This is a genomic window from Micromonospora sagamiensis, assembly GCF_014680085.1.
GTDB classification, from domain to species: Bacteria; Actinomycetota; Actinomycetes; order Mycobacteriales; family Micromonosporaceae; genus Micromonospora; species Micromonospora inyonensis.
The window spans coordinates 507,687-533,321 of sequence record NZ_AP023438.1; the positions used below are offsets into that span (position 1 = coordinate 507,687).

Consider the following 25,635-nt stretch of genomic DNA (forward strand, 5'->3'; position numbering starts at 1 on the left):
CTGAAATGCGGGCCACCGTCACACGGTACGGTCAAGCAGCCAGGAAAGGAACCTACCAGAACTTCCACCAGGGTCGCGACCATCGCCCATCCGGGGCATACTGTACGCCTGGCACGAAGTTCGATCTCGAGTAGTCATCTTGGCATTTTACACAAACTGGCTTGGGTTGAACCACGTATCCATTTGGACCGTTAACAACCTCAACCGCTCCGGTAAATATGACCTCGTCAGGGCCGGCATGGATGGCTCTGGCGGCATTGCCTTCGGCACAGAAGGCTGCGCAGCCACTTGGCGAAGTACCTGACGAGGCGAGCACCGTTTCGCCGGTCCGCGTGTTGACTGCGCCGACATACGCTCGCTTGGCAGTTTTTCTGCCCCCGCGATTATCCAATGCGAACTGAGGAAGATCCTGCTCCAGTTTGGCCAGGCTCGCCGCGGGCGACGCTCCCGGGGTGGGAGGGAAGACCTCCACAGCAGCCGTACGTTTCCCTGCTTCACCCCTCGGCGAGGGAACAGGCTTTGGCTTACCGCCGGCCGCTTTGACACCACCCTTGAGGGTGGCGACGCCCAAGACAAGCGTGGTCGTCGTCCGAGCCTTGTCCCGAGTACTGCCATTCGTCCAGGCACCGTACGTTTCTTTGACGGCTCCGACAGCGCCTTCACCGGCTCGATATGCCTCGCAAGGCGTACATAGGTAGATTGCGCCCTTGCCTGCGGCTGCACCGACACCGTCCTCCTGATAGGTGTCGTAGACGTCGGTGTAGCGCCGCCCCACCTCCTGGAACGGGGCAGCAACGAATTCAACAAAGCCGTCCTTTACACCGCCAAGGATGTCGCCGAAATCATGACCATCTATTTCGATCATGGAAATCGGGTTACCGCCGCCGAAGGTGTACCGACTCCCGGTCCACGGGTCAGTACCAAGCTGCATGTCGGCAAGTGCGCCGTTGTAACTGTCTCGGGACAGGAACCTGTTGAGACCAGGGCTGTAGTTGCGGAACCCCATGTCGTAGATGGCAGAACTCTGGTCCCAACGCTTGCCGTTGTAGCGGTAGGCGTTGTACGGCTCCTTGAGAGGGTTGGCCGCGTCCGGCTTGTCGACACCAGTGAACTGCGCCTCATCGTTGCTGCCGTAGGCGGTGTAGCCGTACGTGGCGATGGTGTCGCCGCTCTCGTTCGTCAGGATCTCGACGTCCGTATGACGGTTGTAGCCGTAGTAGCCGACCTCATCGTTGCCGTCAGCGCCATGCGTGACCTGCAGAATCCGCTCGCCCCATGGCGAATACTGGTACGACTTGGTGATCCTGCCGCCCACCTCCTCGGTCAGGACCTCGCTTGACAGCCCGAGGTAGTTGAAGATGGTGGTCTTCTCGCTGGCATCGCCGGCGTTCGATACCTTCGCCGTGGTCCGGTCCAGAGCGTCGTACGTGTACCTCGTCGTCGACGTGCCGGCGTCGGTCTTCTTCCGGTACTCAACGGTGCGGTCGAAGCCGTCGTAGACGGTTCGCTCGATCACCGTGCCCGCCGAGGTCACGGTGTCCAGCCGGCCGAACGGGTCGTAGTTGTACGAGGCCGTCACGCCGCCGGTGGACGCCGTCAGCAGTCGGTTGCGGTCGTAGTTGAAGGACGTCGTGACGTTCTTGATGGTCTGGTTGATGACGTTGTTGTTGGGGTCGTGCACGTAGGTTTCGGTGTCGGCGCCATCGCCGGTCTTCACCAGCCGGGACAGGCGGTCGCGGGGGTCGTAGGTGTAGTCACTGGTGGTGTTCAGGTACGCCGAGTGGTTGTCGGCGTTCATCTTCTTCGCGACGTCTCGGGTGCGGTTGCCGTTGGGGTCGTAGGTGTAGGTGTGCTGCGATACGAGCGTCCCGTTCGGCTTCTTCTCGACCTGGGTTTTGAGCAGCCCGTCGAGGAAATACGTGTGCTCGACGGTGTTGCCGTTTCCCCTGACCTCGGTCGCCTTCTCACCTCGGTCGGTGTAGGTGAACCTGGTGACGTTACTGTCAGGATCCGCAGGGAACTTGCCGGTGGTCACCGTTTCCACGAAGTCGCGAGGACCGTATTCGTAGCTGACGTACTGTCCGGTGTAGGCCGCTGTTCGTGCTGCACCGTTCTCGTTGTACGTAAATGTGATGGTCTCCCGAACCGCTCCCGACTTACTTTCTTTCACCTCCTCCACCTGGTTGAGTCCGTTGTAGACCGCCGAGTAGGTGTCGATTGAAACACCTGGAGAAGAGTCGGTGATGGTGGTCAGGTTGCCGTTCGGGTCGTACCGGTAGGCGTAGTCGACCTTCTCGTTGTCGGCCTCGCCCGCGTTGTTGCGGACCAGCTTCACCGCGTCCGCGACGACCGTGCCACCGGCCTGGTCCGACAGCGAAACCTTGTGCGTGTTGCCCTCGGCGAAGCTGTACGAGCCGAGGCTGACCCAGGTGCCGGTGTTGGTGGTCTGGTTGACCGTCTTCACCGTGTTGCCGCCACTGTGCGCGACGGTGTACTTCGCGTCGGTGGCCGCGCCACTGACCTGCGGGTAGCGGGCGAACACCTCGTAACTGCCGGCCTGCGGCACGTTCAACTGCCAGGTGAAGACGTTCGCACCGGTGCCCGCCGGGCGGGTGGCGTAGTTGTGGCCGTACTTCCCGGTGGCCGACGTCGCCGCCGTCCACGTGCCCGTCGCGGTGGTGTTGTTGAAGTCGGAGTTGTCGACCAGCACCACCTGCTTGCCGACCGGCACGCCGTCGTCCGCGCGGGTCCTCAGCTTGCCGTCCGGGTAGTAGGTCCAGGTCATCGTCCGGTTCGACGAACCACCCGCCGAGGTCACCGTCCGCGCGGTCTGCCCACCCAGCTCGTTGTAGTCGTAGGTGGTCAGGATGTCCCACGGGTCGGTGCTGCTCTCCGCCCAGCCGTTGTCGAAGTAGGTGTAGGTGGTGTCGTTGCGCACCGTCTCACCCGAGGACGGCGGCATGCTCGTCTTCGCCAGCCGGCCCACGTCGTCGTACGAGTAGGTGGTGACGTCCGCCGTGGTGTAGCGGGTGTCGTCCTCGTCGTACGCGGTGCGGGTCTCCTTCACCCGGTTCAGCTCGTCGTAGACGGTGACCGTGGCGAAGTCGTCCGGGTCGTCGGTGGTCGCCACACCACGCGGGCTGATCACCCTGGTCTGGTTGCCGACCTCGTCGTACTCGTATTTCGTCGTCCGGTAGGTGATCGTGCCGGCGTTGTCGACGTGCGGCACCCTCACCTCGGTTGGCTTGCCCCGGGGGTCGAGGGTGACCTCGGTGGTGTTGCCGAGCTGGTCGGTCGTGGCCGTAACCAGGCCGTCGAGGTCGTAGGTGCTGGTGGTGAACTTGCCGAGCGCGTCGGTGGTCTTGGTGAGCCGGTGCGCCCGGTCGTACTCCATCTTCGTCGTGTAGTCGGTGGTGTCGGCGGTCGCGTTCTTCCGCGGGTCGATCACCGTGACCACGTTGCCGACGTTGTCGTACTCGTAGCTGAGCGTGTCGCCCTCGGCGTTGACGACGCTGGTGATCTGGTAGATCACGTCGTAGTGGTTGGTGGTGACGTAGTCACCGGCATCGGGCGTCAGGTTGCCCTTCGGCTCGGTGGTGGTGAGGAGGTTGCCGACCTTGTCGTACGTGAACGAGGTCTTCCGCTGCGGGTCACCCGCGACGTCGAGCGGGGCGAGGGTGTACTCCACCTGGTCCGCCTCGTCGTAGAACGCCTTGCTCACCGCACCGTTCGGGGCGTACGCCTCGATGACGTTGTCGTTCTGGTCGTACGTCGGGGCGGGGGTGGTGACGAACCGACCCTCGGCCTGCTTGACCGGCACGATGTTGTCCAGCGGACGGCCGAAGGTGTCGTAGTTCTGCCGGGTCACCTTCTGGTACGCGTCGGTGACCGTCGTGACCTGCCCGCGCTCGTCGTACGTGAAGGTCGTCGACTTCTGCTTCGCGTCGGTGATGGTCTGCGGGTAGCCGTTGGCGTCGAAGCCGTTGTTGACGGTGACGTTGCCGTTGGCGTCGGTCGCCGTCAGCATCTGCCCCCACGCGTCGTACGTGTAGGAGGTCCGGTAGTCGTCGGTGTCGGCGGTGGTGTTGCCCATCGGGTCCGTGACCCAGGACAGGTCACCGTCACCCTCGTAACCGAAGGTCCACTTCCGCCCCTCGGGGCTGGTCTTCTCGGTCAGGTCGGCGACGTAGCCGTTGAGCTGCCGCTGGTAGGTCAGGACCGTGCCCGGCGTGTTGTTCCTGACGGCCTCGGCGTCCCTGATCTCCGTCGGGTAGCCGGTCTTCTGGTCGTACTGCCAGGTGGAGACGGCCGTGTTCGCCTCCTCGAGCCGGATGACGTTGTGGTCGTCGTCCCAGCCGAGCTTCGTCGTCTCGTTCTTGGCATTGGTGGTCTGGACGGGGCGCCCGTAGCCGTCCATCTGGTACTGGGTGGTGTGGTTCTCCGCGTCTGTGACCGTGGTGTGGATCGTGTTGCCCTGCGGCCCGTCCGGGTCGGTGTAGGCGAACCCGGTCGGGTGGCCGAGCCGGTCGGTGTAGGTCTTCGTCGCCCAGTGGAACTTCGGGTCGTCCTGTGGCGGCGAGTAGTACGCCAGCTCGGTGGCGTGGCCGCGCGGGTCGGTGACCTTGACCAGCTTGACGTTCTTGTTCCCCTGCGTCATGTCGTAGGCGAACCTGAACACCTTCGGCGCACCCATCGTGCCGCTGGAACCCGCACCGTCGACCAGCTCGGCCAGCAGGCCCTTGTTCGTGTACGTGAAGGTGAGCTTCCGGCCGGAGATGTCGGTGACCTGCGAGACGTGGTCGATGATGTGCGGGTTGGTCAGGTTCGTCGCCGACTGCCGCGTCCAGTCCGTGTCGTCGATGTAATCGAACGCCTGGCCCTTGGCGTAGTAGTCGATGGTCAGGGTCCGCCGGCCGGCCGGGTCGGTGAGGTAGCGCAGGAACTTGGTCGGCTTGTTGTTGGACTTCCGCTCCTCGTAGGTGAAGAGCATCTCGTTCTCGTTGTTGTCCACGACGCTGGAGAGGAAGCCGTCGCAGTCGTAGAAGAAGCGGGTGCGGTCCGGACGGGTGAGCTGCCAGGCGCGTCGTTCCTGCGTCTTGTTGTCGCAGACGACGAGGCGCTGGAGGTGCAGGTGCACCCCCTTCGGTGCCTTCCACTCCGACGTGGCGCTGTCCCAGGTGAACCAGTGGCTGGTGCCGTCACCGTCGGTCAGGGTGACCTTGGTCGGGTTCGGGTTGGGGTGGAAGTCCAGCGGGGTGCCCAGCCGCATCATCGACGACGCCTGGAGCGACCAGCCGTACCCGGCCACGCTGTCGGTGGTGTCGAGGGAGTTGTAGGCGAGCCGGACGAAGGTCGACAGGCCCCGCGACGGGTTGCTGAACGCGTTGTACGACCAGACCGTGTTGCCGGCGTACAGGTTGTTCATCAGAGTGCCGCCGGCGCCGGTGTTCTTCCCCGCGTACGAGTAGAACTTCTCCAGACCGAGCTGGTCGGAGGTCGGCTCCTCGACGGCGACGTTCTGCGGCAGGGGCTGGATCGGGGTGGTCTCCGAGAGCTTCTTACCGGTGACCTTGTTGCGGAGTTCCCAGTCGAGCACGTAGTCGGTGCGCTTGTTTCCCTCCGTGGACGACGGCGGGGTCTTCACCTGCGCGTTGACGTCGACCGCCCCGGCGATCGGGACGGCGGCCGGCAGCGGCGTCGCCACGTGGATCGCGGCGTCGGACACCGGCAGGCCGTCGGCCCGCTTCCACTGGTACGTCAGCTCCCACTCGGTGGCGCTGAACGCCGCGCCCGTCGGGTTCGACACGGTCACCGGCAGGGTGTACGTCGAGGCCGGCGCCATCTGGTGCGGGGTGGTCGGCGCGTAGTAGGTCGACTGGGCGCTCTGCTCGAGGTAGGTGACCTCCAGCGTCGGACGCAGCAGCGGCTCGGGCGCCTCCGCGGAGAGCAGCATGGCCCGGGCGGTCTGGGTGGCCTCGTTGCGCATCCGCAGCAGGAAGCCCTTGTTGCTGCTCGGCGTGGCGACCCAGTTCGTCACGGGGTCGGTGACCGTCCAGGTGGCCCACTCCGGGTCGTTGGTGAACCCGTTGAACCCGGCCTTCCAGGTGGTGTCGTAGGCACCGCCGGGGGTGGTCCAGGCGGTGGTGGCGTTCGCCTTGTCCCAGGTGGCCGTCGACTCGTCGAACGACTGGGTCAGCTTGTGGACGTCGACGTACTCGGTCTGCACGTCACCGGGGAACAGGGACGTGTTCCACATCCGCAGTTGCGCGTCGACGACCCGCGCGGTCGTCGGGATACCGGCCAGCGTCGGGAACTTCACCAGGCTACGGGTGGTGCCGTAGTAGGTGGAGTTGTTCCCCACCCCGAGGTACGGGTCACCGGCGTAGCTGTCGACGTTCTCCGCCGGCCGGGTCAGCGACAGGTTGGTGTCGATCACCCCGCCGGTGCCGGTGGTGTCCCCAGTCGCCGCCGCGTCGCGGTAGATGCGGGTGATCTGCCCGGCCTTGGGCAGCATCACCGCCTGACTCGGCCCGGCCAGGAGCTGCCCGTCACGGGTCTTCACCGCGACCATGTAGTAGTAGAACTTGCGGGCCATCGGATCGGTGTTGTCCGCCGCCGTGGGCACCGCGGTGGTGTCCTGGTAGGTGCGGGTGGTCGTGCCGACCGGGGCGACCAGCGTCGCCGCCGACGGACGGAAGTCCTGGTAGATGCTGCGGTGCACCTGGTACTCGACGGCGTCGTCGCCGGTGCCGGACGAAGGGTCCTGGTACTGCGGCCAGGTCAGCAGGGCGCCGGTGGAGGTGACCGTGGTCGGCGGGTCCACCGCCACCCCGGGGCGGCCGTAGGTGACGATCAGCCGTGGCAGGTTGTAGTCGCGCCGGTCGTTCTGGTACGCGTACTCCGACGCCTCGTAGATCGGGCCACCGCGACCCTTGGTGTCCTCGTCGACCGCCTTGATGACGAAGCCGTGGTTCGGCGTGCCGTTGAGCCACTGCTGCACCACGTCACGGACGGCGAAGGAGTTCCACACGCTGCTGACGTTGCTGGCCTTGTTCGCCACGCCCCAGCGGGTGAACCGCACCGCGTCGGCGATCATCGCCTTGCCCGACACGTCGCCCAGGACCACCTTGCCGGCGGTGCCGGCGTTGAACCGGAAGGTGCCGAGGGTCTTCCACGCCCCCTTGCTGTCCGGGACCCGCTGGTCGACCGTCTCGGTATGGGTGCCGTTCGCGTGGTGCACGGTGTACGGGGCGGCGTCGGACCGGTCGGCTGCCGCACCGACGTAGTGCACCTCGACCTTGTAGTCACCGGTCTCGGTGATCGTCGGCGTCCAGGTGTGGGTGTCCCCGGCGATGGTGTCCTTGTTGAACCGGTAGTCGCCCTTGACCGCGTGCTTGATCATGTCCGCGTTTCCGGACCAGGCCCAGGAGCCGCTGGCCGACGTACCAGGGTCGCCGTCGTCGAGCTGCACGAGGTTCCCGGCCGGCTGCGTCGCGATGTTCTGGTACGTGTTGTCCCAGGTCGCGGTCTCCGCCGTCCACGGCTGGGTCACCCGGCGGGCCTCCATCAGCACGTCGTGCTCGTACGAGGTGTGCGTCTGGTCGTAGTACAGCTCCAGCCGGGCGTCGTCGATGGCAGTGCCGGACGGAACCGCGCCCAGCGGGAACTGCACCAGCGACCGCCAGATCCCGGTGTCCGTGCCCACCCGCAGCGGCCACGTCGTGGCGTCCGTCTGGTACCGGTGCGTCGGGTTACCCGAGTAGACCTGCACGTCCTGCGCGTCGGTCGGCACCGGCTGGATCCGGATCGTCGGATCGATGACCACCGGGTAGACCCGCTTCGGGTCGGCCAGCCAGCCGGCGTCCGCGGTCACCGTCACCGTCGTGGCGGCCCCGGACCCGGACACGGTCTGGGTGACCCTGTCGCTCCACACCTTGCCGTGTGGCGACGTCCTGTCGTCCCGGTCGTCGTACATGAACGGGGCCGGCATCACGAAAACCGGGTCACCACCGGCCGGACGAACGAACGCGATCGACCCGTCGGCGCGCTGCTGCGCGGTGAGTCCGGTGGTGTCCAGGGTGAACGTGTACGACGCGGGGCCACCCGGCGGCCGGTGCAGGACGATCTTCTCCTTCAGCGCGGTGGCGGTGACGTCGTAGACGACGTCCGCGCCACCGGCCACACCCGGGTAGGTGACCGTCGAGCCGGCGACCCGGGGCGTGACGCCCTTCGCCGCGCCCACCAGGCCCAGTTCGACACTGCGGCCCTGCTGCTCGAAGCGCACCAGTTCGTCGGAACTGTCCCCGAAGAGACTGGTGAAGCTGTTCGTCGTGTTGCCCTGCACGTAGCCGTCACGTCCGGTGGGCCGGACCCGGGTGTCGATCGACTGCCAGCGGCCCTTCGCGTCCCGGTAGTGCAACGGCGCGGCCGAGATCTCCGCCTGGAGGCGACCGTCGGAGAGCTGGTACACCCGGCTCGTGGCGGTACGCCGGTCGGTGATCTCCCGGACGCGCTTCTGCGCCGGCCACACCTTTCCCGGCAGGGCCTTCTCGTGCACCGCGAGGCCGGCGGTGACCGGCTCGGTCCGGCCCCGGGAGCCACCGCCGTCGACGAGGTTCCGGGCTGCCTTCCCGAGCTGGTCCAGAAGGCCCTCGTCGTGCCCGTCGGCACTCGCCGTGCTCTGCGGCCGGTCCCGGGCCGCCATGGTCACCACCCCGCCGAGTGTGGCCACCAGGGCCAGCACCAGCACCAGGATCAGAGGTCCCCGAACCCTCGCCCTCACATCACTCTCCGTCCACCAGCCCGTTACGACGAGTGGAGGGTAGGAATGACGTATACACAGGCGCCTATGGCCGCACTATGGGCGTCGAGAAAAGAGGGCCACCGTCGCGCGCTGCCGCGACAGGAAATCCGGAAAGGAGATTCGGAAATAGAATCGGTCAGGACCGGGTCCGCAACTCCCCGGTCCTGACCTCAGCCGTCCGGCGTGGCAGCGGTTTCCGCCTACCGGACCCACGGGTGTGGCACGACACCCGGTGCAGGGTCCTGTGGCGAGCCGGCCCGCATGCACTCAGCTCCACGGTGCTCCACCACCGGACTGCTGTCGCGTCTCCGGCTCACCCCGACGAGCCGTCAACGCGGCCCCAAGACTAGGCAGAGAGCGATTCATCGGACAAGGAGATCCGACCGTGTGAAATGGTGATCAACATCTACCGCGAAAACCGGCAGGTCGATGTAACAGAATCGTCCGCCCCGACGCTGTTCGTGGTTGGGAACAGCACCCGTGACACTTCTGAAAAAAGTGGCCAGCGATTCTACGATCTCACGTCCCCGGCCGGGAACCGCCACCACCTCGGAATTCAGAAGTGCCGGAGCAGGTCGGGAAAGGCGGTGAGGTGCAGCACCCGGTCGTCGGCCGGGTCCACCTCGTCGTGCTCCAGCACCCAGGTGTTGTCGTTCGGGATGAACACCGCGCTCATCCCGGCGGCCCGAGCCGGCAGGATGTCCGACTTCGGGGAGTTGCCGATCATCCACGCCACCGCCGGGTCGAAGGGGTGGTCCCGCGCCAGCCGGCGGTAGGTCTCGGCGTCCTTCTCCATCACCACGTGCGCGGCGCGGAAGTGGTGCAGCAGGCCGGAGGCGTCCAGCTTGCGCCGCTGCTCCTCCGGGTCGCCCTTGGTGAGCAGGAGCAGCTCGTGCCGCCCGGCCAGCTCGTCGAGGGTCTCGGCGACGCCCGGCATCAACTCCACCTCGTGGTGGGCCAGCGCCGCCGCGAGGTCGTCGATCTCCCGGCGCTCCCGCTCGGTGGCCGGACGCTCCCGTAGCCGCTCCAGGCACTCGGCGAGGCTGCGCAGGAAGACCTTACTGCCGTACCCGTGGACCACCGTGTTGGCCCGCTCGATGTCGTCGAGGATGGCGCGGATCTCCGCCCGGTCGAGAGTGGGATGGTCCACCCAGCCCAGGAAGTCGTCGATGACCCGCTCGAACAGAACGTTGTTCTCCCAGAGTGTGTCGTCGGCGTCGAAGACGAGCACCCTGCCGTGGTGACGCTGTCCATGGTCCACGTTCCACCCCTCCCGCGTGCGGCCCGGACACCGTACTAAGCCGGACCGACCTGGCTCATCCCCGTTTCGGGCCGCACGCCGGCCCTCAGCGGCGCAGGGTGAGGATCAGGTCGGCGACCAGGGCCGTCCAACCCGTCTGGTGCCACGCGCCGAGTCCCGCGCCGTTGTCGCCGTGGAAGTACTCGGGGAAGGCGATCAGGTCCCGCCAGTCCGGATGGGTCTGGAAGAGCTGACAGGCCCCGTAGATCGGTCGCCGTCCCCAGCCGTCCCGGGTGAACAGCGCGATCAACCGGGCGGAGAGGTCGTCGGCGATCTCGTCGAGGGTGCGCTTCACCCCGGAACCGGTCGGGTACTCGACCTGGAGGTCGTCGCCGAAGAAGGCGGCGTAGTCCCGCAACGCGCTGATCAGCAGGAAGTTCGTCGGCATCCAGATCGGCCCGCGCCAGTTGGAGTTGCCGCCGAACAGGCCGCTGGTCGACTCGGCCGGCTCGTACCCGACGCTGAACTCCTGCCCGCCGAGGGTGACCGAGAACGGCTGGTCGGCGTGGGCGCGGGAGAGGGTGCGCAGCCCGTACTCGGAGAGGAACTCGTCGGGATCGAGCATCCGGGTCAGCAGCCGGACCACCTGCTCCGGACCGACCATCGACAGCAGTCGCTGCTGTTGGCCGTCCGGGCCGATCCGGCGGGCGCCGACCACGTCGGCGTACTCGGGGCGGTTGGTGAGGAACCAGCGCAGCCGCGCGTTCAGCTCCGGCAGGCGACGCAGGGTCCGCGCGGTGAGCCGGGTGGTCGCCGCCAACGGCAGCAGCCCCACCACCGACCGGACCTTCAGCGGCACCTTCGTGCCGTCGGCCAGCCGCAGCACGTCGTAGAAGAACGCGTCCTCGGCGTCCCAGAGCCCCTGGTCGTACGCGGCGGCGGCGATGTACGCGAAGTGCTCGAAGAACTTCGTGGCGACGTCCACGTACGCCCGGTCCCGCTCGGCGAGGACGATCGCCATGTCGAGCAGGTTCAGCGCGTACATGCCCATCCAGCCGGTGCCGTCGGACTGCTCCAGCACCCCGGCCACCGGCAGCGCGGCCGACCGGTCGAACGGGCCGACGTTGTCCAGCCCGAGGAACCCGCCCTCGAAGACGTTGCTGCCGCCGGTGTCCTTGCGGTTGACCCACCAGGTGAAGTTGAGCAGCAGCTTGTGCAGCACCCGGGCGAGGAACTCGTGGTCCCGGCTGCCGTCGATCTCGAACACCTTCAGCGCCGCCCAGGCGTGCACCGGCGGGTTCACGTCGCCGAACGCCCACTCGTACGCCGGGATCTGCCCGTTGGGGTGCAGGTACCACTCGCGCAGCAGGAGCAGCAGCTGCTCCTTGGCGAAGCCCGGATCGACCCGGGCGATGCTGACACAGTGGAACGCCAGGTCCCAGGCGGCGTACCAGGGGTACTCCCACGGGTCCGGCATGGAGATGACGTCGAAGCTGTTCATGTGCCACCAGGCGCTGTTGCGCCCGTGCCGCCGTCCGGCCGGTGGCGGGGTGGAGCCCGGGTCGCCGTCGAGCCACCGCTTCACGTCGAAGTGGTAGAACTGCTTGCCCCACATCAACCCGGCGATGGCCTGCCGGGCCACCAGGGCCTCGTCCTCGCTCGCCCCGGCCGGGATGACACCGGCGAAGAACCGGTCCGCCTCGAACCGCCGGGTCCGCAGCGTCGCCTCGAAGCCGGCGCCGAGGTCGAGGGCGGGAGCGGGGGTGCCACCGGGCGGCGGCGCGGTCCGGGTCAGTCGCAGCCGGATCTGCCGCTGCCCGCCGGCCGGCACGTCCAGCACGTAGTGCAGCGCGCCCTTGGTGCCGGTGCGGTCGGGGTTGACGGTGTCAGCCCCGTCGACCACGTGGTCGTTGATGCCGTCCTTCGGGTAGCGGGACCGGCCGGGCAGCCCCCAGAGCCGCTCGGCGTTGCTCTCGTTGTCGCAGAGCAGCGGGGTGGGTGTGCCGTCCCCGGCGAGCACGAGCTGACCGAGCACCCGGTGCTCACCGACCAGCCGGCCGTCCGCGCCGGCCATGGTCGGCATCCGGTCGCTGCCGGGCAGGCCCCACGACCAGGTGTTACGGAACCAGAGGGTGGGCAGCACGTGCAGCTGGGCGGCCCGGTCGCCCCGGTTGGCCACGGTGATCAGCATGCACAGGTCGGTCGGGGACGCCTTGGCGTAGTCGACGGTCACCGCCCAGTACCGGTCGTCGTCGAAGATGCCGGTGTCGACCAGCTCGTACTCGGTGTCGTCCCGGCCGCGCAGCGCGTTCACCGCGACCAGTTCGTCGTACGGGAAGGCGGCCTGCGGGTAGTGGTAGCGCCAGCGCATGAAGGAGTGGGTGGGCGTGGAGTCCTCGTACCACCAGTAGTCCTTGGCGTCCTCGCCGTGGTTGCCGCCGTCGCCGCCGAGACCGAACATCCGCTCCTTGAGGATCGGGTCCCGGCCGTTCCAGAGCGCCAGCGCGAAGCAGAACGTCTGCCGGTCGTCGCAGACGCCCGCCATGCCGTCCTCGCTCCACCGGTACGCTCGGGACCGCGCGTGGTCGTGGGGAAAATAGTCCCAGGCCGTACCGTGTTCGCTGTAGTCCTCCCGCACCGTCCCCCAGGCCCGTTCGGAGAGATAGGGACCCCATGCGCGCCAGTCCTGCTCCCCCGAGTCGGCCTGGGCCAGGCGGCTCCGCTCGGCGTCGGGAGACGGCGGGATGGGAGGGGACACGTCAGTGATCACCTGCACATCTTCGACGCCGCGCGGTCACTTGACCACCGCGGCCACCGTCGTCGTGGCGTGTTGCACGTCGCTGCTGGAGGAAAGTTGATCGACATCGGTTTCGGTCCGCAGGTCTGTGGCGAGCTGACCGGCGGGGCCGCCCGTGAGTGGCTGGTGCCCGACGGCCGGGGCGGGTACGCCATGGGCACCGTCAGCGGGCTGCGTACCCGCCGCTACCACGGGCTGCTGGTGGTGGCCGGCGAGACCCCGGCGTCCCGGCGGGTCGGGCTGGCCAGCCTGGACGCGTCGGTGCTGCTCCCCTCCGGCGCGCAGGTGCGCCTCGGCACCCACGAGTGGTCCTCCGGCGACGTCGACCCGCGCGGGTACGAGCTGCTGGAGCACTTCGCCCTGGTCGACGGCCTGCCCCGGTGGCGCTGGCGGATCGGCGACGTGGTGGTCGAGCGGGAACTGGCCATGCTGCCGGGTCGGCCCTGCGTGGCGGTGGTGCACCGGCTGCTGTCCGGTCCTCCGGTGCGCCTGGAGCTGGCGGCGGTCTGCACCTGGCGGGACGCGCACGGCGAGCGCCGCGCGGACGGCCCCGCGCCCCGGATGGAGCCGGTCGACGGTGGGGCCGTGATCGAGGGCGCGTTCCGCCTGGCCGGCCCGGACTGGACGCCCGAGGGGCAGTGGTGGCTGGGCGTGCACCACCGGGAGGAGGCCGCCCGTGGCCTGACCTGCGAGGAGGACCTCTGGTACGCGGGCCGGTTCGCCGGGCGGTTGGAGCGCCCCGGCGACACGGTGTCCGTGCTGGCGTGGGCCGACCAGCTCGACCGCCAGCCGCCACCGGCGACCGAGGTGGTGGCGACCGCCCGGCGACGCAACCGGCGGATGGTGGCCGCCGCCCGGCCGGCCGACGCGGTGGAGGCGACGCTGACCCTGGCCGCCGACGCGTTCGTGGTGCGCACCCACCAGGCACCGGTCGACGTGGTCGCCGGTTACCCGTGGTTCGGGGCGTGGTCGCGGGACACGATGATCTCGTACGAGGGGCTGTTCCTCTGCACCAACCGGGCCACCGAGGGGCGGGAGCTGCTGCGGTCGTACGCGGCGACGCTGTCGGAGGGGATGCTGGCGAACACCGCCGACACCGGGCGGGTCGAGTACAACACCGTCGACGGGACGCTGTGGCTCCTGCACGCGGTCGCCCGGCACGTCGCCGTCACCGGTGACACCGACCTCGCCGACGAGCTGCTGCCCGCGTTGCGCGGGGTGGTCGACGCGCACCTCGCCGGCACCCGGTACGGCATCGCGGTCGACCCGGCCGACGGGTTGCTCACCCAGGGCGGCACCCCCGGCACCGCGCTGACCTGGATGGACGCCCGGGTGTACGGGGTCCCGGTGACCCCGCGTACCGGCAAGCCGGTCGAGGTGAACGCGCTGTGGGTCAACGGGCTGGCCGGGCTCGCCGAGCTGACCGAGCTGGCCGGGCAGGACGCCGGGGAGCTGCGGCGACTGCACGAGCGGGCGAGGACCGCGTTCCGGGAGCGGTTCCCCGCCCCGACGGGCTGGCTGCACGACGTCGTGGACGGGCCCGCGCCGACCTATCCGCTGGGCGGGGCACCGCACCACGACGACGACCTGCTCCGCCCGAACCAGCTGCTCGCCTGGTCGTTGCCGTACGCGCCGCTGGAGCCGGACGAGGCGACGCTGCGGCGGGTGGCGGCCGGGCTGCTCACGCCGCTGGGCCTGCGCAGCCTCTCCCCCGACTCCCCCGGCTTCACGGGGCGGCACCGGGGCGGCCCGGCCGAGCGGGACGGCGGGTACCACCAGGGGACGGTCTGGCCGTGGCTGCTCGGCCCGTACGTGGACGCCTGCCGGCGGAGCAAGGTTTCAGTTGATGAGGTTTTCGTAGCTATTGAGGCACATTTGACCGAATACGGCCTAGGCTCGGTCAGCGAAACGGCTGACGGCCTGCCGCCGCACGGCGCGACCGGCTGCCCGTTCCAGGCGTGGTCGGTCGCCGAGTTGCTGCGCTGCCGGCGCACCCGATAGGGCCGCTTTACAGAGCCGCAACGGCGATGTCGCCGCTGGTTATCGAGCCGGCGGCAGGATTGGCCCCGACCAGGGCGCGGCGACGGGAATCCGGGCAGCGGATACCGTCGCCGCGCGCAGGGGACAACTCCAGGGGGCCGCATGTCACCGAACGCCGATGTGATCGACATCCACCCCGCCCGGCAGCAGCGGGTGCTGATGCTCTCATGGGAGTACCCGCCGGTGCTCGTGGGTGGACTCGGCCGGCACGTGCACGCCCTCTCCGTCGCCCTGGCCGCCGCCGGCCACGAGGTCACCGTGGTCACCCGGCACGCCGACGGCGCGCCCCTGGAGGAGTACGCCGACGGCGTCCGGATCCTGCGCGCCCCCGAGGACCCGGTGGCCTTCCCCCTGGCCACCCCGGCCCTGCTCGCCTGGACCATGGCGTTCAACCACACGCTCACCCGCACCGCGCTGCGCGCCGCCGAGTCCGGCGAGTACGACGTGGTGCACGCCCACGACTGGCTGGTCGCGCACACCGCCGTCACCATCAGCGAGCACCTCGACCTGCCCCTGGTCACCACCATCCACGCCACCGAGGCCGGCCGGCACCAGGGCTGGCTGCCGGAGGAGATGAACCGCACCATCCACGGCGTCGAACACTGGCTCAGCACCTCGTCGGCCCGCGTCATCGCCTGCTCGGGCTACATGCGCGACCAGGTCACCACCCTCTTCGACGTGCCCACCGGCCGGGTCGACGTGGTCCCCAACGGCGTGGACGCCCGCGCCTGGCAGGCCCGCCCCCGCGCGGTCACCGCCGCCCGCGCCCGGTTCGCCGCCGACGGCCCCCTCGTCGGGTACGCCGGCCGCCTGGTCTACGAGAAGGGCGTACAGCACCTGGTGGAGGCCGTACCGCACCTGCGCCGCCGGCACCCCGGTCTGCGCGTGGTGATCGCCGGGGACGGCCCGTACCGGGACGAGCTGCGAAGCCGGGTGGACGGTCTGGGGCTGACGGAGACGGTCCGCTTCACCGGCTTCCTCACCGAGTCGCAACTCCCGGCAATGCTCGGCGCCACCGACGCCACCGTGGTGCCCAGCCTCTACGAGCCGTTCGGCATGGTCGCGCTGGAGGCGGCGGCGGCCGGCGCACCCCTCGCGGTGGCCGCCACCGGCGGGCTGGCCGAGATCGTCGAGCCGGGCGTGACCGGCGTGACCTTCCCGCACAGCAACCCGGATGCCCTGGCCGACGCGGTCGACCGGCTCGTCGGCGACGAGGTCTTCGCCCGCCGGGTCGCCCGCCGCGCCCACACCATGGTCGGCGAGCGGTACGGCTGGCAGACCATCGCCGCCTCCACCGCCGCCAGCTACGCCTCGGCGCGTCGCGAACACCTGCCCCTGCGGGCCCGCCAAGCCGCTGTTTCTCTGGCCGGCGGACGGCCGAAGATCGCCATCCCGGAGGGCAACCTGCTCGCCGTGTAGCTACAAAGGGTCGACGGAGCTACGGCGCCGGGGTGGGATCGAAACCCCGCTGGCGGACGAGTTCCTCCGCCTCCGCTAGGACGCTGTTCACCGTCGACACGTCCCGGCTCCACTTGTCGGTCAGCCCCATGAGCGTGAAGGTCCTGGCCATCATCTCTGGTTTGAGCGTGATGTCGTCGGTGGGAACGTCCTCACCAAGTGCCGAACGGATCAGCATCTCCGTTTCCAGGACCGGCACGTGTTCCCCAAAGACCTGACGCATCTCGTACACCAACCCACTGATCACCCGCAGATCGACGTCTGGCGGGAAATACCGCCGGACCGCGACCTCGAACGTCGCCCGGGTCAGTTCGTTGCCGTCTTTCGACCCATACTTCTTCACCTCGACGTGCAGCTGAGTCTGCTCGTCCCAGCGCAGCATGACGGCCCGAAGGAACTGCCCCATCAGTGTCTGCGGCTGCGGGGACGGCCGCCGCGCTCCAAACAAGCCCCTTTTTGGCTTTTTACCCACAATGCCACCTAATCCCACTCGCCATGTCAGCGGGTCACCGCCGTCAGCTCACCAACTGTGCGGGAGGCGCCACCATGCGGGGTGCACCTCCGACGATGTCGATCTTAGAACGTCGAGCGCCCCGAGCTGATCGATCATTTCTGCGTACCACTCCGCCTCAAGAATCAACGAGTCGACGTCAGTCGACGAGAGTTCCAGATCCTTCACGACGCCTAGCAGAACAGCCCATATCGCAGTGCCAGCCGCCTCGGCCTCCACCGAGTCGAGCAGGTGCCCCTCCCCCATGACGACACGCACCAGCGCCTCGGTCTCGCGGCGTGGCACGTCAGCACCAAGCACCGCGCCGAGCTTGGCGACGAATCCGGCGACCTCTCGGAGATCGCCTATCCCCTCGAAACGCCGCCGCACGGCAGCCACAAACGCACAGGATAGGACCTCCAGATCTGAGTCGTCCTCGCGGAGCAGATCTCTCAAGCGATCGGCCTCGGAGAAGTCACCGAGAATCTCGGCCCGGATCATTCGCCCCTGCATTGTGCTGATCGTCGTCGGTCTCGGGGGGAGGGAAGTGCCTGGCCAGCGTTGCGGAGCCTTGGATGCATTGCCTTGCTCACCCATGCCGTACACCTCCCCCGACGTCGGCACCTACTTGCGCCATCGAACAGCGATTTGCACTGCCACCCAAATCATCGAAATCACTGCTCCTGCCGCGTTCGAATCGGCAACGAATTCGCCGTCCGCATGATGGTTGCTCCAAGAGGGGCCAGCCATGGGCGGACCGCGTGGCGTCGCGGTACCGGGCGACAACTGCGAAGCCTTTCCCATGGTACCGGCCAAGCCAACGACGTCACTGCCCCCGTCATGGACGCGTTGACCGAGGATGTCCTGGACCCGCTGCCCGAACTCCTGGGCGTTGGAAGCCGGCTCGGGCACGTCCTGCTTGCCGTCCCGGGGCTTGATGGTCTGGACTTCCTTCTTGGGAGGGGTCGACTTGGGCCGAGACGACGGCCCCTTCTTGCCCTTGCCCGAGCCGCTGTTGCGTCCCTTCTTACTCGTGCTCTTAGTCGTGGTGTTGCTCTTGCGCTTGGCCTTGCTGGTAGGGCTCTTCCCCTTGGTGCCCTTGCTCGTGGTTCCCTTGTTGGGAGTCCTGCCCTTGCTGTTTGTCTTGGCCCCGTTCTGCCCACCGGACCTCTTTCGCATGGCCCGGTCGCGCATGATGCCTCGCTCGCTTCGGGCAGCGGAACCTGGGGCCTTGACTCTGCTGCTGCCACGGGCACCCGTGTAGCCGACCTTCGTCCCGGCGGATGCTCGGATCGTCCTGGACCGGCCGACAGCGAAGGTGACGCCGATGCCGCCCCGTCCGCCTCCGCCACCGCCACCGACCCCGCCGTGCTCGACGCGACGCAGGCCATCGGGGTCGGAGTAGCGGACGGGGTTGTTGCCGGCGTACGAGTAGCCGTTCAGGCTCTGCGGATCGCCGTAGTCGACGAGGGGGTCGACGGAGAGGAACCGGCCGGTGGCGGGGTCGTACTCGCGGGCCCCGAGGTGGGTGTAACCCGTCGGGTCGAGGGTTCCGCCGACGAAGCCCTTGTCGTCCGGCCAGGTGCCCGGCGGTGCGCCTCGGTTCTCGCCGAACGGGGTCATCCGCCGCCGGGTGACGCTCAGGTCGCCGGAGTTGATGGCCAACTGGGTGGTGCCGTGGTGGTTGGCAGCCATCCAGGTGAGGCCGTCGGTGGTGGTGCGTACCGCGTTCGGGTAGTAGCGGGTGGCGGTGACCTGCCCGGTGGTGTGGCTCAGCCGGTACTCGGTCTCCCCGAGGTAGAGGATCTTCTCGGTCCCCGGGTTGTCGACGATGAGCCGCCCACCGTCGGCGTCGTACAGGTAGGTGTGGACGGTGGTGCCGTTGGTGAGCTGCGCGAGCAGGCCCTCGGCGTCGTAGGTCAGGGTCTGGTTGGGCGTGCCACCGCCGGTACGGGTGGCCTGGAAGCCGCCGTTGTCGTAGGTGTAGCTGGTCGTGGGTCCGCCGCCGCTGGTGGTGATGCTGGTGACGGCATGCGGGCGGGCCGACCCCGGGGTGGGGTAGGTGTACGTGCGGGTGGTGTCGCCGCTGCCGCTGTGCCGGGTGTCGGTGGTCCGGTTGCCCGCGGCGTCGTAGGTGTAGGAGTGCCAGTAGGCGTCCGCCCCGCCGACGATCGCCTGGCTGGGGGTGGCCTGGCAGGTGCCGGCGGTGGTGGTCCACGCCTCGGTCAGGCGCTGGAGATAGTCGTAGCCGAAGCACTGGTTGGCCACGACCGTCGAGCCGCTGGTCTCGGCGATGCCGGTGACGTTGCCGTCGGCGTCGTAGCTGTACTGCTCGGTGAGCTTCTCATCCCAGCTGTCCGGGGTGGTCTGGTTCTCGGTGTGCACCTCGGACTTGGTGAGCCGGCCGGTGGCGTCCTCGATCGTGGTGGTGATCCGGGCTCGTTTGGTGCCGCTGCCGAGAGTCTGCTGCTTGGGCGCGCCGTGCCAGTGGTACTGCGCGCTGGCCAGGTAGGTGTCCAGGCCGCTCACCCCGGCCAGGTAGCCCTGGTCGGTGTAGCTGCCGGTCACCGTCTCCGCCGGCAGGCCGCCCTTCGCGGGCAGCGTGGTGGTGGCGAGGGTGCCGTCCGGGTGGTAGCCGTAGCCGGTGGTGTACGTGCCGGCGAGCAGACCCTGGCTGGCCGGGATCGTGTCGGTGACCCCGGTCGGCTGGTACAGGTCGGTGTAGCCGGCGATCTGGCGGACGTAGGTGCCGGAGGTGTGGTGCCGCGTCGCCGAGGTCGGGTAGCCCTTGGCGATGGTGTCGTACAGCCAGGAGGCACGCCGGGCACCGGTGGCGTTGTCGTCCCGCAGCTCGACGAGTCGACCCAGCGGGTCGTAGGTGCGGTGCAGCACCTCACCACGGCCGTCCGTCGAGGTGACGAGCTGGTCGTTGGCGTCGTACCCGAAGGTCTGGTCACCGGCGTCGGGATCGTCGGTCGCGATCAGGCGACCGAGCCGGTCGTAGGTGTGGGTCCAGGCGCAGTCGACCAGCTGACCCTGCGACGGCGGCCAGACTCGTGGCCGGTGCTCGGCCGGACGCCAGCCCCAGACGACGAAGCGCCCCCGCCGGCCAGGGCTTGTCGACGGCCGAGCGGGGGCGCTGGTGCCCCTTCTGGGTCAGGAGTGGTCGGGACGGGACGGCCGCAGGGCTCAGGAGGGCACGTACAGCATCCGGCTGGTCGTGTCGGGTCGGGTGTTGAAGACCACGCCCGGGGTGGCGTCGGCGATCACCTGGGCGTGCACCTGCGCCGGGGTCCAGGACGGGTTCGCGGCGAGGATCAACGCGGCGGCACCGGCCACGTGCGGCGCGGCCATCGAGGTGCCGGTCTTCGTCGTCCACGCGGTGTCGGTGGTGTGGCCGGCGGAGACGATGCTCTGGCCGGGCGCGAACAGGTCCACGCACGGGCCGTGGTTGCTCAGCCAGGCCGCCCCGTCGTCCGGCCAGGTGGACCCGACGGTGAGCACCGCCGGAATGAAGGCCGGCGTCTTCACGCAGGCGTCCCCGCCGTCGTTGCCGGCGGACGCGACCACGGTCACGCCCGAGTTGATCAGGCCGGTGGTCGCGGCCTCGTACGCACCGGGGTTGAGCGTGGTCGAGTTGCCGAAGCTCATGTTCGCCACGGCGGGGTGCTGCGCGTTCGCGGTGACCCAGTCGATCGCCTGGGTGGTCGTGGCGATGCTGCCGGTGGCATCGCACGCCCAGACGCGTACCGCGACCAGGGTGACGCTCTTGGCCACCCCGTACGTCGTGCCGCCCAGGGTGCCGGCGACGTGGCTGCCGTGCCCGTAGCAGTCGTCGGCGGTCCCACCGTCCACCACGTCGATGCCGTTGACGACCCGGGTGCCGAAGTCCTGGTGGGTGAGTCGGATGCCGGAGTCGATGACGTACGCGTGCACGCCCTGGCCGCCCGAGGACGGGTAGGTGAACGTGTTGTTCAACGGCAGACTGGTCTGGTCCACCCGGTCCAGCCCCCAGGACGGTGGGTTCGGCTGGGTGCCCAGCGTCGTGACGGGCGCGGCCGTGACGGTGTCGTCCAGTCGCGTCCGGCGGTTCTGCTCCACGAAGGCCACCGACTCGTCGGCGGCGATGCGCCGGGCCGTGGCCTCACTGGACCGGATCGTGAAGCCCCGCAGCGCGGCGCTGTACCGGTGACCCACCAGCGCGCCGTACCGGTCGGCGAAGGTCCTCGCCGACCGGTCCACCGCGTCCCGAGCCGCCCGCCGAACCGGCGCGGACAGGGTGCCGCGCGGCATCCGGCCGTCCGGGATCAGGATGCCGCTGTCCCGGAGCACGATGCTGTCCTTCAGCACCACGATGTAGCTGCCCGGGATGGCGTTCGACGCACGGACGCCGAGGATCGTCACCGGCTCGGCCGCCGCCGGTGCGCCGACGCCGACCAGCGACGCCGTCCCGACCGCGACGGCCAGGGCCAGCGCGCCGAGGCGACGTGCGCTGCCGTACCGGCGCGGGTTGACCTGTGGTGTCCGCATGTCCTGCCTTCCCGATCGATCCTCGTTGCGGTCCCCGCTGTCCCGCAGCCGGAAAGAGGAATCGATCAGTAGCGATGCTATGCGGTGTCGGGTCGCGATGGGCGAGCCCCGCCAACCGGCTGTGAGCAAGTCGTCACGGCTGCGCCGTCCGTGTCGATTTGATCACGGAGTGCGATATATATTGACCGCAATCGCTGACAGATTGGGGTGTTTGTCGTGAGAGTCCGTTCGATGATCGTGGCAGCGACGGCGATCGGTGTCGCGGTGACCGGGGCCGGCGCGGCGGCGCTCGCCGACCCGGCGCAGCAGGTGCCACAGCCGAGCGCCACGGCCCAGGCCCTCGGCGACTTCGACTTCACCCGCCCCCAGGTCGTCGCCAGCAACCTGACGGTTCCGTGGGGGATGGACTTCCTTCCCGACGGCTCCGCCCTGGTGGCACTGCGGAACTCGGGTCAGGTGATCCGGGTACGGCCCGGTCAGGCACCCACGCCGGTGACCCAGATCGCCGGGGTGGCTCCCGGTGGCGAGGGCGGGCTGCTCGGCCTCGCGGTCTCCCCCACGCACGCCCAGGACGGCTACGTCTACGTCTACCTCACCACCTCGACCGACAACCGGATCGTCCGCTTCCGGCTCACCACCCCGCAGACCCAGCAGCCGATCCTCACCGGACTGGCCCGGGCCAGCATCCACAACGGTGGCCGGATCGCCTTCGGCCCGGACGGGATGCTCTACGCCGGAGTCGGCGACGCGGGGCAGACCTCCACCTCCCAGAACCCGCAGAGCCGCAACGGCAAGATCCTGCGGATGCGCCCGGACGGTTCGGTCCCCTCGGACAACCCGTTCCCCGGTTCCCTGGTCTACAGCCTCGGCCACCGCAACGTGCAGGGTCTGGCCTGGGACGCCCAGGGGCGGCTCCTCGCCACCGAGTTCGGGCAGAACACCTGGGACGAGGTCAACGTGATCGTCCCGGCCGGCAACTACGGCTGGCCGATCGTCGAGGGCCGGGCCAACGACCCCCGGTTCCGTGACCCACTGCTGGTCTGGTCGACCTCGCAGGCGTCCCCGAGCGGCGCGGCGGTCGCCGGCAACCGGCTGTTCGTGGCCGCACTGCGCGGGACCCGGCTGTGGACCGTCCCGCTGAGCACCTCCGGTGGCGCGGGCACGCCGGTGGCCGAACTGTTCGGCACGTACGGCCGGCTGCGCACCGTGGAGTACGGGCCGGACGGCTGGCTCTGGGTCACCACCAGCAACCGCGACGGGCGCGGCTCCCCGGCGGCGACCGACGACCGCATCCTGCGCTTCCCGCCGCGTACGTCGTGAGCCGGCGGGGACGCCGCACCGTCCACGACGTCAGCCGGCGCGGCGCAGGCGTCCCAGCATCCCGTTGAGGTCCTGGACGAAGAGGTCGTGGCGGAAGAAGTGCCCGCCGGGCGCTTCCCGCCACTCGTGCGGGATGCCGGCCCGGCCCAGTGCGGCCCGGAACTCCCGCTGACCGGCGAGGACCTGCGTCTCGTTGACGTAGTCGAACCAGTTGACCGGGTCGGGTGAGGTGCCGGCAACCAGGAAGATGCGCTTGTTGCGGTAGCTCTCGATGCGCTGGACGGGGTTGTCCGCGGTGACCCGGGCCTCGTCCCAGAAGGGCGCGCCGTAGACGGTGCCACCGCCGAGGTCCAGCGCGGCCGAGGTGGTGTTGGCCCAGTGCACGACGAGGCCGAAGTCGCGGCGCAGGCTGGCCGGACCGGAGTGGGAGCTGACCGAGCAGAAGTGCCCGTAGTACTTCGCGGTGTACTTCAGGGCACCGAACCCGCCCATCGAGAAGCCGGCCACGGCCCGGCCGTTGTACTCCGGGAACGTCCGGAAGTTCGACTCGATCCACGGCAGCAGCTGGGCGATGTGGAACGTCTCCCAGTTGCGCGGGCCGGTGTTGCTGTGCACCGGGTTCGAGTACCAGCCGGTCGACGCGTCCGGCATGACGACGATGATCTCCCGACCGGCGGTCAGGTTGATGATGTTCTCGTGCATGTGGAACGTCCGGAAGTCGGCGTTCCCGCCGTGCAGCAGGTAGAGCACCGGGTAGCGCTTGCCACTGGTGTGGTAGCCGTCCGGCAGGAGGACGTTGACCGCCGGGTCCCAGGCGATGGCGTCGGTGGCGAACCGGTAGTACTGCAACCGGCCACCGTTCTCGTTGCGGTCGACGATGCGCAGGCCGTGGCCGTCCCCTGCGGCATTCGCCACGGACGAGCCCAGGAAGGGCCCGGCGAGCGCTCCGGCGGCGGTCATCCCCGCCGCGCCCGCCAGGAGTCGACGGCGGTTCACCCGCCGGTGGGCGACACTGTCGTTGTTCATGGATCCCTCCCTGGATCTGACGGCCCCCGCCGCGTGACCCGACCCGGCCGGCATCCCAAGCTCCGGAGCAGGCCGGTCGCACCCGCCGTCGGCCACGTGGACCCGGCAACCGGGCGAACAATCAGCGACGCCAATCGATAGGTTGCTGAAACGTACGGCGCGCTGGGCGACACCGTCAACCCAACCCACCCCGGGACCCGGTCGGAGCGACCGTTCCACTGACGACGGACGAGAACCCGACAGCCATACTGTCACCCGGGTGCCGTAACTTGTCGATCACGATCTCCGGGGAGGACGACCGACATGATGGGACCGTCGCACGCGCTGTCCGGCGCGGCGGTGTGGCTGAGCGGCTCGTTGGCGCTGGAGCACTTCGCCGGCTACGAGCAGTCCACCCTGGCGCTCGCCGTCGGCACGGCGGTCTGCGCGGGCGGTGCCCTCTTCCCCGACCTCGACCTCTCCGGCAAGGTGACCCGTAACCAGGGCGGCGCGACCGTCGCCCGCACCTTCGGGGTCTTCTCGCTCTTCGTGGCCGAGGTGATCGAGAAGCTGTCGCTCGGCGTCTACTACGCCACCAAGCTCAGCCGCGACCCGAAACGCAGCAACGGGCACCGGACGCTGACCCACACCCTCCCGTTCACCGTGCTGGTCGGCTGGGGCACCACCGCCCTCTGCACCGCGTACGGCAAGTGGGCCGTGGTCGGCATCCTGTTCTTCATGATCGGTCTGGCGCTGCGCGGCCTGTTCGACCGGTGGGCGGAGCGGGCCGGCTGGGTGATCGTCACGCTGACCTCGGCCGCCGCCGCCTGGTACACCTTCGCCAACCTGCCCGGCGACCGGGGGTACCCGCTGATCGGCCTCGCCGTCGGGGTCGGCTGCTTCGTGCACATCCTCGGCGACATGGTCACCAAGGCCGGGGTGCCGATCCTCTGGCCCATCCCGATCAAGCGCCGGATGTGGACGATGATCGGCCTGCCCAACGGCATCGCGCTGCGCGCCGGCAGCAAGACCGAGGTCGTGGTGGTCCGCTCGGTGCTCACCGTGATCTCCGTCCTCGCCGCCATCGGCCTGGTCGCCCCCTCGGTGCTGGACCGCTTCACCACCGAGGTCTGAGCCGGAGACCGCTTCAGCGGCCGCCGATCCCTTGATTCCTGTCGAACGAACACGCGCTGCTTGCATCTTGGTTAGATGACTGTCAAGCTAGGCGCATGTCGGCTCCTTCCGTGCGCGAGACCACGGTGACGCGGGACTGCTGCCCCCCACTGGGGGCACAGGCGCTCGCCCCGCAGGTCGCCGGTGAACTCGCCCCCCTGTTCAAGGCGCTCGGCGATCCGGTCCGGCTCCGCCTGCTGTCGCTGATCGCCTCGACCCCGGAGATCTGCGTCTGCGACCTGACCGGCGCGTTCGACGTCACCAGCGCGACCATCTCGCATCACCTGCGGGTGCTCCGCGAGGCCGGCATGGTCGACACCGAGCGGCGCGGCACCTGGGTCCACTACCGGGTCCGCCGGGAAGCACTCGCCCTGCTGGGCAACCTGCTCACCGGCGCCGCGCCGACGCCGACCCCCTCCGGCGTTCCCGGCCCCTTCCCGGCGGACGACAGCCGTCCACCCGCAGATCAGGCTACGCTGATATCAGCCAACCCTGATGTCGTGCGACTGCTGGCCGACCCGCTGCGGGCGCGGATCGTGCAGATCCTCGCCGACGGTCCGGCCACCACCTCGCAGCTGGTTGCCGACACCGATGCCAAGCAGCCGAACGTGTCCGGGCACCTCAGGCAACTGCGCGAGGCCGGTGTCGTGGTCGCCGAGCCGCGCGGCCGGTTCACCTACTACCGGCTCGTCCCCGAAGCCCTCCAGGGCGCCGCCCTGCACCTCGCCGACCTCGCCGCCCACGCCCGGGCCACCTCCGACACCCTCAGGACCTGCTGA

General features: G+C 69.1%; 12 protein-coding genes and 2 pseudogenes. 6 read left to right on the forward strand and 8 right to left on the reverse strand.

Annotated features, from left to right (window positions below):
• Positions 1–52: 52 nt before the first annotated feature.
• The 3 genes from IGA62_RS01905 to IGA62_RS01915 all read right to left on the reverse strand — a co-directional run bounded on the left by IGA62_RS01905 (position 53) and on the right by IGA62_RS01915 (position 12,801).
• Complete coding sequence (locus IGA62_RS01905) at positions 53–8,782, reverse strand: golvesin C-terminal-like domain-containing protein (RefSeq protein ID WP_145816779.1); 8,730 nt, start codon at positions 8,780–8,782, stop codon at positions 53–55.
• A gap of 577 nt (positions 8,783–9,359) precedes the next feature.
• Positions 9,360–10,034 carry an HAD family hydrolase gene (locus IGA62_RS01910; RefSeq protein WP_145821857.1) on the reverse strand — a complete coding sequence of 225 codons (675 nt, stop codon included), beginning with the start codon at positions 10,032–10,034 and terminating at the stop codon, positions 9,360–9,362.
• Positions 10,035–10,149: 115 nt separating this feature from the next.
• The gene (locus IGA62_RS01915; RefSeq protein WP_186499770.1) at positions 10,150–12,801 is read right to left on the reverse strand and encodes an MGH1-like glycoside hydrolase domain-containing protein; all 2,652 of its coding nucleotides are present in this window, start codon (positions 12,799–12,801) and stop codon (positions 10,150–10,152) included.
• 96 nt (positions 12,802–12,897) lie between these two features.
• Here IGA62_RS01915 and IGA62_RS01920 point away from each other — a divergent pair, with 96 nt between their 5' ends.
• Complete coding sequence (locus IGA62_RS01920) at positions 12,898–14,841, forward strand: amylo-alpha-1,6-glucosidase (protein WP_145816775.1); 1,944 nt, start codon at positions 12,898–12,900, stop codon at positions 14,839–14,841.
• Between the two features lie 141 nt (positions 14,842–14,982).
• Positions 14,983–16,299, forward strand: a complete 1,317-nt coding sequence (locus IGA62_RS01925; protein WP_145816773.1) for a glycosyltransferase family 4 protein — start codon at positions 14,983–14,985, stop codon at positions 16,297–16,299.
• 19 nt (positions 16,300–16,318) lie between these two features.
• Here the strand turns inward: IGA62_RS01925 and IGA62_RS01930 are convergent, their stop codons facing one another.
• The 4 genes from IGA62_RS01930 to IGA62_RS01945 all read right to left on the reverse strand — a co-directional run bounded on the left by IGA62_RS01930 (position 16,319) and on the right by IGA62_RS01945 (position 21,358).
• Entirely contained in the window at positions 16,319–16,744 is a 426-nt protein-coding gene (locus IGA62_RS01930) for a hypothetical protein (protein WP_145816772.1), read from the reverse strand.
• Between the two features lie 114 nt (positions 16,745–16,858).
• Entirely contained in the window at positions 16,859–17,329 is a 471-nt protein-coding gene (locus tag IGA62_RS01935; RefSeq protein ID WP_145816769.1) for a hypothetical protein, read from the reverse strand.
• A 123-nt stretch (positions 17,330–17,452) separates the two neighbouring features.
• Positions 17,453–19,720 carry an RHS repeat-associated core domain-containing protein gene (locus IGA62_RS01940; protein WP_145816767.1) on the reverse strand — a complete coding sequence of 756 codons (2,268 nt, stop codon included), beginning with the start codon at positions 19,718–19,720 and terminating at the stop codon, positions 17,453–17,455.
• 297 nt (positions 19,721–20,017) lie between these two features.
• On the reverse strand, positions 20,018–21,358 hold the full coding sequence (locus IGA62_RS01945; protein ID WP_145816766.1) for a S8 family peptidase: 1,341 nt from the start codon (positions 21,356–21,358) through the stop codon (positions 20,018–20,020).
• A 231-nt stretch (positions 21,359–21,589) separates the two neighbouring features.
• Between IGA62_RS01945 and IGA62_RS01950 the strand changes: the two genes are divergently transcribed.
• Entirely contained in the window at positions 21,590–22,678 is a 1,089-nt protein-coding gene (locus tag IGA62_RS01950) for a PQQ-dependent sugar dehydrogenase (protein WP_145816763.1), read from the forward strand.
• A 30-nt stretch (positions 22,679–22,708) separates the two neighbouring features.
• Here IGA62_RS01950 and IGA62_RS01955 read toward each other — a convergent pair whose 3' ends face one another.
• On the reverse strand, positions 22,709–23,704 hold the full coding sequence (locus tag IGA62_RS01955; protein ID WP_145816760.1) for an alpha/beta hydrolase: 996 nt from the start codon (positions 23,702–23,704) through the stop codon (positions 22,709–22,711).
• A gap of 303 nt (positions 23,705–24,007) precedes the next feature.
• On the opposite strand from IGA62_RS01955, the gene IGA62_RS01960 reads away from it, so the two are divergent.
• From IGA62_RS01960 to IGA62_RS29890, 3 genes and pseudogenes are all read left to right on the forward strand, one after another.
• The gene (locus IGA62_RS01960; RefSeq protein ID WP_145816758.1) at positions 24,008–24,817 is read left to right on the forward strand and encodes a metal-dependent hydrolase; all 810 of its coding nucleotides are present in this window, start codon (positions 24,008–24,010) and stop codon (positions 24,815–24,817) included.
• Between the two features lie 95 nt (positions 24,818–24,912).
• A pseudogene (locus tag IGA62_RS29885) lies at positions 24,913–25,272 on the forward strand (ArsR/SmtB family transcription factor); the annotation flags it as partial.
• Positions 25,273–25,362: 90 nt separating this feature from the next.
• Positions 25,363–25,635 (forward strand): annotated as a pseudogene (locus IGA62_RS29890) (ArsR/SmtB family transcription factor); the annotation flags it as partial.